The organism is Chloroflexota bacterium, from assembly GCA_016887485.1.
GTDB lineage: Bacteria > Chloroflexota > Anaerolineae > Anaerolineales > Anaerolineaceae > Brevifilum.
Genome location: CP069394.1, coordinates 1,696,143 through 1,709,052 on the forward strand (window position 1 = coordinate 1,696,143; position 12,910 = coordinate 1,709,052).

Annotated in this window: 11 protein-coding genes; 3 read left to right on the forward strand and 8 right to left on the reverse strand. The window is 52.5% G+C overall.

Going from position 1 to position 12,910, the window contains the following annotated elements; all coding sequences use genetic code 11:
- Positions 1-4 precede the first annotated feature (4 nt).
- Both JR338_07690 and JR338_07695 read right to left on the reverse strand, forming a co-directional pair.
- Positions 5-1,840, reverse strand: coding sequence for a DUF885 domain-containing protein (locus tag JR338_07690; GenBank protein QRN82322.1), 1,836 nt, complete (start codon positions 1,838-1,840; stop codon positions 5-7).
- 9 nt (positions 1,841-1,849) lie between these two features.
- Entirely contained in the window at positions 1,850-2,377 is a 528-nt protein-coding gene (locus tag JR338_07695) for a GrpB family protein (protein QRN82323.1), read from the reverse strand.
- Between the two features lie 75 nt (positions 2,378-2,452).
- Here JR338_07695 and JR338_07700 point away from each other — a divergent pair, with 75 nt between their 5' ends.
- Both JR338_07700 and JR338_07705 read left to right on the forward strand, forming a co-directional pair.
- The gene (locus tag JR338_07700) at positions 2,453-3,859 is read left to right on the forward strand and encodes a glycosyltransferase (GenBank protein QRN82324.1); all 1,407 of its coding nucleotides are present in this window, start codon (positions 2,453-2,455) and stop codon (positions 3,857-3,859) included.
- 139 nt (positions 3,860-3,998) lie between these two features.
- Positions 3,999-4,697 (forward strand): isoprenylcysteine carboxylmethyltransferase family protein, encoded by a 699-nt coding sequence (locus JR338_07705; protein QRN82325.1) that lies wholly within the window; start codon positions 3,999-4,001, stop codon positions 4,695-4,697.
- Between the two features lie 33 nt (positions 4,698-4,730).
- Here JR338_07705 and JR338_07710 read toward each other — a convergent pair whose 3' ends face one another.
- Genes JR338_07710 through JR338_07720 form a run of 3 tightly spaced genes read right to left on the reverse strand, consistent with a single transcriptional unit; the run spans position 4,731 to position 7,097 of the window.
- Positions 4,731-5,705, reverse strand: coding sequence for an aldo/keto reductase (locus JR338_07710; GenBank protein ID QRN82326.1), 975 nt, complete (start codon positions 5,703-5,705; stop codon positions 4,731-4,733).
- 36 nt (positions 5,706-5,741) lie between these two features.
- Positions 5,742-6,257 carry a hypothetical protein gene (locus JR338_07715; GenBank protein ID QRN82327.1) on the reverse strand — a complete coding sequence of 172 codons (516 nt, stop codon included), beginning with the start codon at positions 6,255-6,257 and terminating at the stop codon, positions 5,742-5,744.
- A 24-nt stretch (positions 6,258-6,281) separates the two neighbouring features.
- Entirely contained in the window at positions 6,282-7,097 is an 816-nt protein-coding gene (locus tag JR338_07720) for an MBL fold metallo-hydrolase (GenBank protein ID QRN82328.1), read from the reverse strand.
- A gap of 344 nt (positions 7,098-7,441) precedes the next feature.
- Here JR338_07720 and JR338_07725 point away from each other — a divergent pair, with 344 nt between their 5' ends.
- Positions 7,442-8,299: a UbiA family prenyltransferase gene (locus JR338_07725; GenBank protein QRN82329.1), complete on the forward strand. Its 858-nt coding sequence runs from the start codon at positions 7,442-7,444 to the stop codon at positions 8,297-8,299.
- A 72-nt stretch (positions 8,300-8,371) separates the two neighbouring features.
- On the opposite strand, the gene JR338_07730 is transcribed toward JR338_07725, so the two are convergent.
- From JR338_07730 to JR338_07740, 3 genes are all read right to left on the reverse strand, one after another.
- Positions 8,372-9,475 carry an aminopeptidase gene (locus JR338_07730; protein QRN82330.1) on the reverse strand — a complete coding sequence of 368 codons (1,104 nt, stop codon included), beginning with the start codon at positions 9,473-9,475 and terminating at the stop codon, positions 8,372-8,374.
- Between the two features lie 328 nt (positions 9,476-9,803).
- Positions 9,804-12,338, reverse strand: a complete 2,535-nt coding sequence (locus JR338_07735) for a phenylalanine--tRNA ligase subunit beta (GenBank protein ID QRN82331.1) — start codon at positions 12,336-12,338, stop codon at positions 9,804-9,806.
- 88 nt (positions 12,339-12,426) lie between these two features.
- Positions 12,427-12,885, reverse strand: coding sequence for a four helix bundle protein (locus JR338_07740; GenBank protein QRN82332.1), 459 nt, complete (start codon positions 12,883-12,885; stop codon positions 12,427-12,429).
- Positions 12,886-12,910 lie beyond the last annotated feature (25 nt).

The following is a 12,910-nucleotide window of genomic DNA, read 5'->3' on the forward strand; positions in this document are numbered from 1 at the left end:
ACCCTCAGGGGCGGATTCCTGTCACCTTGTCCACATAATTGTTGACCACAGTCTCCAGCAGCGTCAACGGTAAGCCCCCATTATTGATAATGACATCATGAAAATCCTGCAAGCTGAAAGCCTCGCCCAGGGTGGATTCGACCTTTTGGCGCAGCGCTAACAGCTTAAGATAGCCGATGTAATAAGCGCAGGCCTGGCCGGGCATCACCACGTAGCGCTCAACCTCCGAGATCACATCCTGCTCCGGCAGCCCCGTGACAGCCACCATGTAGTCAATCGCTTCCTGGCGACTCCAACGCTTGGCATGGATGCCGGTATCCACCACCAAACGGGCGGCCCGCCAAAGCAGTGCCTGCAACCGGCCCAAATTACTGACAGGGTCTTCCAGGCCCATTTCCCAACCCAGCCGCTCTGCATAAAGAGCCCAACCTTCACTATACGCATTGAAGAAAAACGCCCGGCGGAAAGTTGGCAGACCTTTTATCTTCTGCGTCTGGGCCATCTGGTAGACATGGCCGGGAATCCCTTCATGGTAGGCCAATGTACGCATACCCCAGCGATAAACGTTATCTGGATCTCTCAGGTTGATCCACATCGTCCCCGGCCGGCTGCCATTCATAGCAGGCGCCTCGGCATAGGCAATCGGTGAATCCAGCTCCTTATATTCAGGCAGGCGTTTCACCACAATCTCATCCAGTGGACCAAAGGAAAATTGTTCCAGCATGCGGGCATTGATTTCATCTAAAATGGCCTGGTAATCCTCAAGGATCTCCTGACCGGCCTTCTCCCCCTGGTAATGATATTTGGAGTCAACCCTCAACTCTTTAAGCTGAGCGTTGGGATAATCGGTCGGCAATCCCAGTTCCACCAGCACACTCCGGACCTCATCCATCAGGCGGGCCACTTCGGCAATACCCAATTCATGGATCTCGTCGGCTGTCAGGTCTGTGGTCGTGTGGTTGCGCAGCAGGAAAGCATAATATTCCTCCCCGCCCGGCAGCCGCCAAACGCCGTCCCCCTCCCCAACCTGCTCCAGTTGGGTTTCCAGTTCGGCTGCCAGCATGCGATAGGCTGGCTGAACAGTGTGTTCAATGATCTGGGCAGCTTTCCCAGCCCAGCGAGCCTGTGCTCGGATGCTAAAGCGCCCCGACTGCTGCATTCGCTCAATCAAACTGGTATAGAGCGGACTCCCCTTGATAGGCATTTCAAGCAGGACTTTAATTTGATCCAGAGATTTCTCCAGAACAAATTTGGGCGGGATCACGCCATTCTCGGCCCGGCTCTGCAGGCTCTGGATCAACCCCTCCAATTTCCACCTCACTTCTTCCAGCCGCTGCAAATAGCGTCGGACACTGCGGCGGCCCTTGATGGTGTGAATCGTGCTGAGGAAGTTGATCAGGTCCACCTGAACGCCAAAAACCTGATTCACCGGGTAAGGACCCATGAAAACCGGATTGGCCACCCAGTGATAATCAAACCGGTGCCCCCGTAGGTTTTGTTCGTAATACCAGCGCATCAAATGATAGGTGACCCACTTCTGTCCGGATAGCTTTTCCGGTTTAAACCGCCGAATCAACCGCAGACCTTCCCGATCCAGGTGCTGACTGCGCACCATTTGGGCTGGTGAGGCATCGGTCAGGTTGCCACTGTGAAAATCGAGCAGCGTGTTATCCAACAAGCCAAGGGAACTGAACAATTCTGGATCCATCCCCAACAAGCGCAGCCCCATCCGCTCCACCGCCAGATTGATGGTGGGCGGAGTCCCCCAAAAAAGGCTATAGATCAGCCAGATCAGGGCAAATCCGAGGAGGACAAGGATCACAATTACAGCCAGTGGCATAAGAACTCCTTAGGTGCTACCAATATTCTTCCAGGCTTTGGCAGCTTCAATCGTCTTTTGGATAAAATCCGCCTTGCCATCGGTATATCGAACAGGTTCAAACTTGTAGATTTCAGCTATATCATGCTTCAATGCGGCGTATTCGCTGCAGCGCTCCGGATGAGATCGCAAGTAATCTCGGAAGATCAGATGCTCTTCAATCGCCGGATGGTTTTCCTGAAATGCGTGGAGGTGGAAAAGATGGACATCGCCATCTTTTTTATCAAAATAGCGCCTTCCAGCAATCCCGTTTTCACCTCTGGGTTGATATCCCAGGTCTGCCAGCCGAAGGTTCAGCACGTCCATTTGCTCCAAATCTTTGACTACTGCCAGGATATCAATTGTCGGTTTAGCCGCCAAGCCCGGCACGCTGGTGGAACCGATATGGTGCAATGCAATTAAGTTCTCACCAAGGATAGGCGCGATTTTATCTGCCTCGGCTTGATAAAACCCAGGCCATTCGCGGTCATAAGGTAAAACTTCAATGGTACGTGTCATCAAAACCAATTATAGCCGGAATAAGCTGAGAAAGCCTTGAGTGGGTGAAATGTTATAATCAAAACCGGAGTGAAAATGAAATTATCTGTTCTGATCCCCGTCTATAATGAACGCCGCACCTTGCGAGAGATCGTCAGCCGTGTCATGGCGCAGGAAATCCCCGGCATCGACACACTTGAACTGGTCATCGTGGATGACTGCTCCACGGATGGCACCCATGAGATCCTGGCTGAACTGGCAACCGAACACCCGGATACGATCCAGGTGATTCTGCTGGAACAGAACCAGGGCAAGGGCAACGCGATCAGCACTGCGATCCAGGCCGCCACCGGTGACCTCGGCATCATTCAGGATGCTGACCTCGAATATGACCCCGGTGAATATGCCGCGGTCCTGCAGCCCATCCTGGAAGGCGCGGCCGATGTGGTCTATGGCTCCCGTTTTGCCGACCATCAGGAGCGGCGGGTGCTCTATTTCCGCCACACCATCGCCAACCAGTTTCTGACCCTGCTCAGCAACTTCTTCACCGACCTGAACCTGACCGACATGGAGACCTGCTATAAGGCCTTCCGGATGCAGATCGCCAAGACCATCCCAATCCGCTCCAAACGCTTCGGGATCGAGCCGGAGCTGACCGCCAAATTTGCCAAACGCAAGCTGCGGATCTATGAAGTGCCGATCAGCTATCACGGCCGCACCTATGCCGAGGGGAAGAAAATCGGCTGGAAAGACGGCCTGCAGGCCATCTGGACCATCTTCAAATATTGGGTGATCGACGACATGTTCCAGGGCTCCTATGGTCACAAAGACCTGATCGATATGGAAGCCGCCCCCAAATACACGGAATGGACCCTGGCGCGCACCCGCCCTTATGTCGGCCAGCTGCTGCTGGAGATCGGCTCAGGGATCGGCAATGACGTACGCATCCTGATGCAATACACGGATGTGATCGCCACCGAGATTGACCCGGTCTATTTGGAAATCCTGCGCAACGCCTACCTCAACACCCCCGGCGTGGACGTGCGCGAATGGGATGCCACCCTTCTGCCACCCACAGACCTACCCCAGCCGGATTCGATCCTCTGCTCGAATGTCATTGAGCATATCGAGGATGACCGCGCGGTGGTGGCCCATGCCGACCAGGTGCTGAAACCCGGTGGGCGGATGATCTTCATCGTGCCGCGGGGACAAAAGCTCTATTGCAGCCTGGACGAGGCTATCGGTCACTATCGGCGCTATGACCGTGAGCAGTTGCGAGTCCTGTTTGAGGAGTTGAATTACGATGTGGAAGAACTCTTCACGCTGAACAAGATCGGCGTGATCGGCTGGTGGTGGCGGGGCAAGATCGCCAAACAAAAAGCCATCGGTCGCCTGGGACTGAAAGTCTTCAATGTGATGGTCCCCCTCTTTCGCCTGATCGACCGCATCCTGCCCTGGGAGGGGTTGTCATTGGTGATTGTAGCGAGGAAGCCGGAAGAATAGTCCATTTTTTATAATTATCGGAAAGTTGCAGATCGCCAGATGGATTACGTTGACGATCTGTTTTTTATCCAGTCGGAAAATGTATAATGGAAGTTGAGATAGACCTTTCTTCTGTCCCCATTCTAAAGGCAGGTGTGTGATGACAGAAAAAGAACGCATCTTTACCCCAAGCCTGATCCTTCAACTCCTACTCTTCATCCTCCTCGTGCCCATGCTGCCCTTGCTGATCTCCTGGCGCTGGGACTGGTGGGAGGGCTGGGTTTTCGCTCTGGGCATGATCCTCAGCTTCGTCATCAGCCGCACCCTGGCCGCCAAACGTAACCCCGACATCATCGCCGAACGCGGCAAAATCACCAAACACGAGAATATCGAACCCTGGGACAAGACCCTCACCACCCTGCTGGGGATTGCCGGCTTGTTGCTGCCCCTCACGGCCGGGCTGGATGCGCGCTTTGGCTCTCCTGCGGGCTTCCCCCTCTGGGCGCATCTAACCGCCGCCACCCTCTACCTCGCCGGGATGGTAGTCGCCTCCTGGGCACTGATCGCCAACCGCTTTTTCTCCGGTGTGGTCCGAATTCAGGAAGATCGCGGGCAAGTAGTGGTCAGCAGCGGCCCTTATCGCTGGCTGCGGCACCCCGGTTACAGCGGCGCGCTGCTCAGCTATCTGGCAACACCCTTCCTGCTGGATTCATGGTGGGCCTGCCTCCCCGCCCTCCTGCTGACGGTCATCATGCTCACCCGGACCGCGCTGGAAGACCGGACGCTGCAGGAGAAGCTGCCGGGATACGTTGAATACACTCACCGGGTCCGCTATCGTCTCTTCCCCTGGATCTGGTAAGCTCCCAAATCTTTTCAAATCTGAAATCAGCTCCTAAGCTGGCCAGATCTTGCGGCCGCCGCCGGGACGCGTGATGGTGTCGATATAATCCAGCTCGTAAGCGTCCAATTCCGGCAGAAGAGCAGCTTTTACGTTCTCCTTGAGCTGGGAAATCCGCTTCGCTCCGGGAATCGCCACCGTGACGGCCGGATTCTGCATCACGAACTGGATCGCAATATGCGCCAGCGTGCGGTCTTCGGCCAGAGCTCGCAGTCGCTGCACCTTCTCCAGGTCGCTCAGGAAGATTTCACGTTCCTCAGGGTTCTTAACCCAATTCTGCCGGAAGTCACCGGAGCCGAAAGTGGACTCGGCGGTAAATTTCCCGGTCAATATCCCCATAGCCAGCGGTCCGCGGGTCAGCACGCCCAGGCGATGATCCTTGATATAGGGGAAGATTTCCGCTTCGGGGGTTCGGTTGAGGATCGAATAGTCAATTTGCAGGGCGGCTGCCCGGTTATCAGCGTTGAAGGCCTGCAGGTAATCAAAGTCACTGGTGCTGAGGCCATAGGCGCGCACCTTGCCCTGTTTTTGCAGTTTCTGGAAGCCTTCCACAAAGATTTCCATGTGCGGTTCCCGGTAGTCAATGTGGCACTGGATCAGGTCAAGATAATCCGTCTGGAGCCGGTCCAGGCTGGTCTCCACCCCGGCGATCAATTGCTCCACCGTCGCATATTTGCTGACCCACTTGTCATAATCAAAGCCATCCCAGCCAATCTTGCTGGCGATGACGAAATCCTTTCGCCGCCCCTTCAAGGCCTGCCCCAAAAGGGTCTCACTATGTCCGTCACCGTAGATATCCGCCGTATCAAAGAAATTGATACCCAGATCCGCTGCGGCCGAGATCATCTCCAGCGATTCCTTGTCATCCGTCGCTCCCCACTCCGTTCCGCCGATCGCCCAGAGCCCCACGCCCAGCTTGGTGACCTCAATGCCGCTTTTGCCTAATATGCGCTTTTCAATCTGTGCCATCTTCTCCTCCAAAAGAGATTTTTTATGGTCCTCTATCTATCTTTCATAAATAATGCGCTTTGGATTATTAACATCAGGATAATCTTCAGAAGTACGCATACTTATGAAAGCCGCAACCATACTTGATCCATTAATAAAATTCTTCCTTGGAACTTCTGAATAACTATATTCTGAAAGCCTAGGAATTCGCAATTCATTAATTTTATTTTTTATATCTTCATCGGCAAAGTATTTTTCTTTAATTGAGTGAGCAAGACTGTTCCTAATCTTCCGAATAATCGTTAAATCATGGTATTCATCATTACTAATTAAACCCATTCCATATGCTAATTCGATTCTCGAACTAAAAGTTGAAACTGGAGATCCAACGTTTGTTAAAATCTTATTTCTTGTTTTTGGATCCGGAAGTAATTTCTTTCCAATCAAACCCTTAAGTAACTGACTCAACATTTCTGAGCCTACTAAAGCCACACCGCGATCTGATTCTATGTTTAATTGGTATGTAAATGCTATCCAATCTTCATTCGTGACTTCCCATTGGTTACTATCCATAATCACCCTCCTGTAAATAATAAATCAATTGAATTCCATCACCAGCCCGGTGTGCAGCCGGTGCAGCCGCTCTCCCAGCACCTCGGCCAGGATATCGGTCTGCAGCTCACCGGTGCAATGACCGGTGTAAATTTCGGGGATATCCATTTCCAGCAGTTCCTTGCCCACGCCAAAGACTGTCGGCTGGGTCTCTGCGTTCAGGTGAAATCCGCCCACCACCGCCCTGATCGGCTTGCCGGGCAGCGCCGTACGGGCAGCCTCAATCATGTTCAGCACGCCGTTATGCGCGCAGCCGGTCAGCACCACCAATTCCCGCTCCCCTTCCAAAACCGTCACCAGTTCGTGCTCGAAGGTGTCCGGCAGCACTTCATCCCTCCGCTGCATCTTCAGCCGAATGTCACCGGTGGGTTTCGGATAGCTGCTGGGAATCTCTGTTATCAAATGCAGCCCGGGAAGCACTTCCGAGTCACCATCAACATACCGAATCCGGTCGGCGAATGCCGCCAGCACAGCCTTATCCAGGCCGACATAAGGCGGCAGTTCCGGGTCTTCAATGACCAAGTCCATCTCCGGTGCTTTACGCAAGTAGACAATCCCTTTTTCGTTTACCTCGAAGAACAGCTTCAGCCCGCCCCCGTGGTCAAAATGATGATGCGAAATCACCAGCGCGTCCACCTGCGCCAGGTCCACGCCCAGCTTGCGGGCATTCTCCACAAACAATCCCGTTTTGCCCACATCGGAAAGGTAAACCTGTCCCTCATGCTCAATGTAGAAGCAGAGACCATGTTCACCCTGTAGGCCATCCCCGGCGTGATTTTCGACCACCGTTGTAATGCGCATCAGCCATTCCTTTCACTGGTTAGTGTCTGATGATTTATTATATCCGGCCTGACAGTCGAATCTGAAGTTATTCATTGAAAGCCCCAATGATTTCGAAGGTCTTTTCCCTTATATAGGTCGGGAGAAGTGTCTCAAAATGGGTTTTTATAAGTAAATTGGACCTCGATAAATGCCGTGAACTAGCGAAGTCTGAGCACTATCCAAAAACCATCTCTCCCCACATAATGCCAGTATTCAAACTACCGATAATAATGTACTATTGGAACAAACCAAAATACAAAAGGTGTTGTTGCTATTCGGTTATCCTGTCCGATCGGTTAATTATCGAGAAAGTGAAGGATGCTATGCTCCGAAAGCTGCATGGTTTACTAATTCTCGTCCGGTTTGAGCTACCCTTGGCTGCCGGAATATGCACTGTCATCGGTGAATTGGTGGCTTTGGACCACCTGCCACCTCTTCGGATCATTCTTTTGGGCTTTTCGTCTGTATTTCTCCTTTCTGCCGCCGCGTTGATCCTGAATGACGTCTTCGACGTTGAAAGTGATCGAATCAATGCCCCACACCGTCCCATCCCCTCCGGGATGGTATCCATCCGGGAAGTGGTCATTTTTTTCATTCTGGTCACATTGACAGGTTTGGCCCTGGCCACATTAATCACCTTCCAGGCATTCCTGGTAGCCTTTTTCGTGTGGGTGATCGGTTTCCTGTATAACTGGAAATTCAAGAAACTTGGCCTTGTCGGCAATATGATGGTCAGCTTTTCTGTGGGAATGACATTCTTTTTCGGCGGTATCGCCGTAAATAATCCATTCTCCACCCCAGTTATATTTTTCTCGTTGTGGTCTTTTTTCTTTAATCTTGGAGAAGAGATATCAGCGGATGCGATGGATATGGAAGGGGATAACGAAGCTGGTTCGAAATCGCTGGCAATCAAGTTTGGCCGTGAAGCCGCTATCCGAGTCGGCGCATCTATCTTCTTTTTCGTGATCGCAGCCAGCAGCCTGCCATTCATCTTTGGCTGGTTTGAACTGGTTTTTCTGCCACCCATTCTCTTTGCCGATGCAATCACCCTTATCTCTGCGATCCAACTATTAAACCCAAATACAGCAAATCGCAGGAAATGGATCCGCTGGATATACCTGAGCGGATTGGTTGCCATGATAGGTTTTCTGATAATCCACATCTACCGAGTAATTTCTTAGCGCTAATTCAACGTTAAATGAAACACGCCTAACAAATACTCAGTCAGGCGTGTTTATTCATCCTGTAATCGCTTATATCTGGAATTCGCCGTCCTTATAGAGCAGCTCGCCATCCACGCGGATCTCGCTGTCGTGTTTCACATCACAGAGCATATCCCAGTGGATCGCCGATTCGTTCTTCCCAAGTGTCTCCTGGATGCTGGCGCCAAGGGCCAGGTGCACCGTGCCGCCCATTTTCTCATCAAAGAGCATGTTCTTGGTGAAGGTCTGGATGCCATAGTTGGTCCCGATGGCAAATTCACCCACATAACGCGCTCCGGCATCAATGTCAAGCTGGCTGAGAAGCGTTTCCTCGTTCTTCGAGGCCGAAGCCTCCACCACCTTACCATCCTTGAACACCAGCCGCACATCTTCAACTTCGCGTCCAAGTTCGATGGCCGGATAGGTAAATTCAATCCACCCATTCACACTGTCCTCCACCGGCCCGGTGAAGACCTCGCCATCCGGCATATTTTTCTTGCCATCCGAATTCACAAACAGCCGCCCCTCAATTGACATCGAGAGATCAAGGTTCGGCCCCTTGGCAGTGAGGTGCTTTTTACCCTTCAGCCAATCCACCACCACCTGCTGGCGGTGATAGAATTTTTGCCATTCCGCCACCGGGTCATCCTTGTCGGCAAAGGTTGCACCGTAAACAAAATCCTCATATTCGCTCAGGCTCATCTCCGCTTCCTGCGCATGGGCGTTATTGGGGAACATCGATCCCACCCAGCGCACGGTGTTTTCCGCAGAGCGCTTCATAAAGGTCTGGAAAAGGTGCCGCTTAGCGCCCTGGACCTTCCCAATCCGCGCCGGGTCCACATGGGTGAGGTGGCGGGTGTTTCCCGTCCCCATCAGGCTGATCAGCACATCGGCTTTGGTCACCGCCAGATCAGTGAAAGGCGAGATCCATTCCAGTTGTTCGTCACTGGCTTCCTTATAAAAGGTTTCAGTCATCCCATTCGACCCGATCTGGGTATTAGGATGGCCGCCGGCTCGTAGAACCTGACGATAAATCTCTTCAATCATAGGGGCTGTCAGCAGGTCACCCTGAATCAGCACCCAATCACCGGGCTTGACCGCCACGGAATAATTGACCAGAACATCTGCCAGTTTTGCGCATCTCGGATCGATCATGTTATTTTTCCTCTTTCTGGGATAGGGAGGTTTTTCCATTAAAGATTTTACAATAATGTCACTAATTTGAACCTACCCATTCGGGTAAGTAAGCACCATTCCAAATGATTGAACTCATCTAAGGAATACTCAGCGGATAAATAGTCGACCCCAAAAATAAACTTTTAGATTGCTTCGCAAGCTCGCAATGACAAAAAAATTCTTGTCATTGCGAACGGAGTGAAGCAATCTCAGATTCAATCTTTGTAAGATAGGTCGCTAACCCACCAAAACGAAAAAAGAGGTGCTAAAAAGCACCTCTTTCTCTTCTATTAAATATCCTACTAACCTAACTGCGCAATTCCGCGTTCAGTTCCTTACCCAGCAGGAAGATCACCTTCTGCCGGAGCTTACTCACTTCCTTGTCCGTCAGGGTGCGATCCGGAGCGATATAGGTCAGGCTGAAAGCGAGGCTCTTCTTCCCCTCGCCCACCTGCTTGCCCCTGAAGATATCAAAGAGTTGCAGCTTCGCCAAATATTCCCCGCCGCCCATTCGGATCACTTCTTCCACCTGAGCAGCCGTGACCGTTTCATCCACAACCACGGCCAAGTCTTCCAGCACAGGCGGGTAGGTCGGGACGGGCTCTACGTCAAACAGGATCCGGGCCGCCGCCAACAGCGGGACCAGGTCAAATTCTGCCAGATAGACCGGGGCGTCACCCAGTTCGTAATTGGCCTTTGCCAGCGGGTGAAGCTCACCCATTGCGCCGACTTTCTTCCCGTTCACCAGCACATCCGCTGACTTCCCGGGGTGCAGGCTGGGGTGTTCGGCGGCCACATAGGCCACATCATCAATATGCAGCCCGGCCATCATGCCCTCAATCACACCCTTCAGGTCATAGAAATCCATCACCTCTGTGGCGTCATTCTGCCAATCGGCAGTGGTCCGCAGGCCGGTCAGGCCAATCGAAAGCATCATCTTTTCATTCGGGAGCTGCTGTCCCTCTACCGGGAGGAACACCGGCCCGATTTCAAAGAATGCCAGCCGGTCACTCAGCGTGGCGTTATATTCCATGATCTCCAACAGGGTCGCCACCGCGCTGCGGCGCATCACCCTGCGGTCCACGGTGATCGGGTTCTGAATTTCAACATAAGGCACTTCCGGCGCCGTATATTCGGGCGGGAACCGGCGGGCTTCACGTTCAGGCGCTGTCATCCGGTAAGCAATCAACTCCTGCATTCCCAGATTGACCAGCAAATCCCGCAGAACCTCTTCCATCGCCATCTCATAGTCCACCCGCTGCGGCGGCAGGGGTTGGTTCAGAGAGCGGGAAGGAATCTTATCATAACCATAGATCCGGCTGATCTCTTCCAATAAATCCGCCCGGCCAATCAGTCCGTCATGGATGTCCAATCGGTGCGGCGGGGTCTTGGCGGTGACGATATCACCTTTCACGCTGCACTCAAACTCAAGCCGGCCCAGAATCTCAGCGATGGCGTCGGGGCTGATCGCCACGCCCAGGTTATTGTCCACCCATTCCGCAGAAATCTCCACCACGGGGTCTTCCGGCGGGTTGGGATAATTATCAATCACGCCCTTGGCAATCGTGCCACCGCCCCATTCCTGCATGCGCTTAAGGCAGAGCCGCAGGCCCAGTTCGGCTAATGCCGGATGGATCCCCCGGCTGAAGCGATAGGCGGCTTCCGAGTTAATCTTCAGCTTGCTGACGGTCTTGCGGATATTGATAAAGTTCCAGGAAGCGCCTTCGAGCAAAACGTTGCAGGTCTGGCCGTTCACTTCGCTTTCCTGACCACCCATCACACCGGCCAGCGAGAGAGCACCGGCATTATCGGTCACCAGCTCCATCCCGGCATCCAGAGTGTGTTCCACATCATCCAGAGTTGTTAGCTTCTCGCCCTCTTCCGCCGTGCGGGTGATGATCTTGGGTGTCTTACCGGCCACACGATCCACAAGAATGTCATAGTCAAAGGCATGGAGCGGCTCACCAATCTCTAGCATCACATAATTGGTCGCATCCACGATCGCGTTGATCGGCCGCATACCGGCCATGTTCAAGCGCCGACGTACCCAATATGGGCTGGGGCAGGTAGCAACGCCCTCCAACATCCCCAGCATGAAGCGGGGGTTGAGTTCGGGGTCCTTGATTTCAAGCGAAACCCGTCCTTCCAGCGCCGGACCGGCCATCTCAAAGGAATCATCCGGGTATTTCAGTTCTTTGCTGGTGGCTGCGGCAATCTCGCGGGCCGTCCCCAACACAGAAGCATCACGCACCATATTAGGCAGGGTGTCCACATCAAACACAGCATCACCCATATAATCCACCAGGGGCATCCCGGTTGGCGCATCGGCATCCAACAGGATCACGCCTTCGTGAGCTTCTGAAATGCCCAATTCCTTCTCGGAACAGATCATCGAGAAGGATTCCACGCCGCGGATCTTCATCCGCTTGAGCGTGGTCAGTTCGTGGCCGGGTTGGTGCCCGTCATAAAGCTCTGCACCCTCTCGGGCGTAAGCCACCTTCAACGGTTCATCCAGGGGACCCTTGCCTTTATAGTCATAGAGGTTCGGCGCGCCGGTGAGTACGATGATCTCTTCCTCGCCATCATTCAAACGGCACAGAACGAGCCGATCCGCGTTCGGATGAGGCAGCACCTCATCCACTCGGGCAACAATGAACTTATCCTTTGGCCAGGAGAAGCCGGTGTACTTAAACTCATGTCGCTCAGCCTCGGGCATAGGCAAGCCTACCAGATGGATTTCTTCAACTTCCAAGCCGACCATCGTCATGACTTTTGCCAGGTCTTCAACGTCCAGGTCGGACAAATCTACATAATCATTCAACCAAGTTAACGGTACTTTCATGTCTTCAACCTCGTGTTTTATCTAATTACGCCAAAATTCCTTTTAATTTCGTGTGAATGGTGAAATGAGAATTGGGAATGGGAATACATCAATCGCTCACTTCCACATGGTCGTCATCAACTACAAAATAGTCTCCAGGCGCTTCTGAAATTGAATGGCTTCCAGGCTCATTCATTCCGCGCTTAGTCTGTTTAAGGTATTTGATGAATCCATGAATCAGCTTTAATAAGGTATTCATCTCATTATCAAGCTGGTGGTAAAGTTCTTCAGAAATGAAACCCTGTTCTCGCGCTAGATCAAAATGGCTGGAAAGTTCCATTAACGATCCTCTCGCAATATAGCAAAAGCGAATTGTCTCCTGATAATAATATCGGCCATAACCTTCAGCGATATTAGCGGGGACACTAGCGACGGCTCGACGGATTTGCGAACTGAGCCCCCATTTTTCCTCAGAAGGCAAAAGAGGAACCACAGAAGAATAAACCCTCTGGGCAAGGCTTTGCGCGGCAATATATACTTGCAGGCGATTTAAACCTTCCAAAGCCATATTCCCTCACTTCCATTTCTCCACC

What these genes read in the sequence shown, in the direction of transcription:
- JR338_07690 (QRN82322.1), bottom strand. Translation starts at nt 1,840, where the DNA reads ATGCCACTGGCTGTAATTGTGATCCTTGTCCTCCTCGGATTTGCCCTG.
- JR338_07695 (QRN82323.1), bottom strand. Translation starts at nt 2,377, where the DNA reads ATGACACGTACCATTGAAGTTTTACCTTATGACCGCGAATGGCCTGGG.
- JR338_07700 (QRN82324.1), top strand. Translation starts at nt 2,453, where the DNA reads ATGAAATTATCTGTTCTGATCCCCGTCTATAATGAACGCCGCACCTTG.
- JR338_07705 (QRN82325.1), top strand. Translation starts at nt 3,999, where the DNA reads ATGACAGAAAAAGAACGCATCTTTACCCCAAGCCTGATCCTTCAACTC.
- JR338_07710 (QRN82326.1), bottom strand. Translation starts at nt 5,705, where the DNA reads ATGGCACAGATTGAAAAGCGCATATTAGGCAAAAGCGGCATTGAGGTC.
- JR338_07715 (QRN82327.1), bottom strand. Translation starts at nt 6,257, where the DNA reads ATGGATAGTAACCAATGGGAAGTCACGAATGAAGATTGGATAGCATTT.
- JR338_07720 (QRN82328.1), bottom strand. Translation starts at nt 7,097, where the DNA reads ATGCGCATTACAACGGTGGTCGAAAATCACGCCGGGGATGGCCTACAG.
- JR338_07725 (QRN82329.1), top strand. Translation starts at nt 7,442, where the DNA reads ATGCTCCGAAAGCTGCATGGTTTACTAATTCTCGTCCGGTTTGAGCTA.
- JR338_07730 (QRN82330.1), bottom strand. Translation starts at nt 9,475, where the DNA reads ATGATCGATCCGAGATGCGCAAAACTGGCAGATGTTCTGGTCAATTAT.
- JR338_07735 (QRN82331.1), bottom strand. Translation starts at nt 12,338, where the DNA reads ATGAAAGTACCGTTAACTTGGTTGAATGATTATGTAGATTTGTCCGAC.
- JR338_07740 (QRN82332.1), bottom strand. Translation starts at nt 12,885, where the DNA reads ATGGCTTTGGAAGGTTTAAATCGCCTGCAAGTATATATTGCCGCGCAA.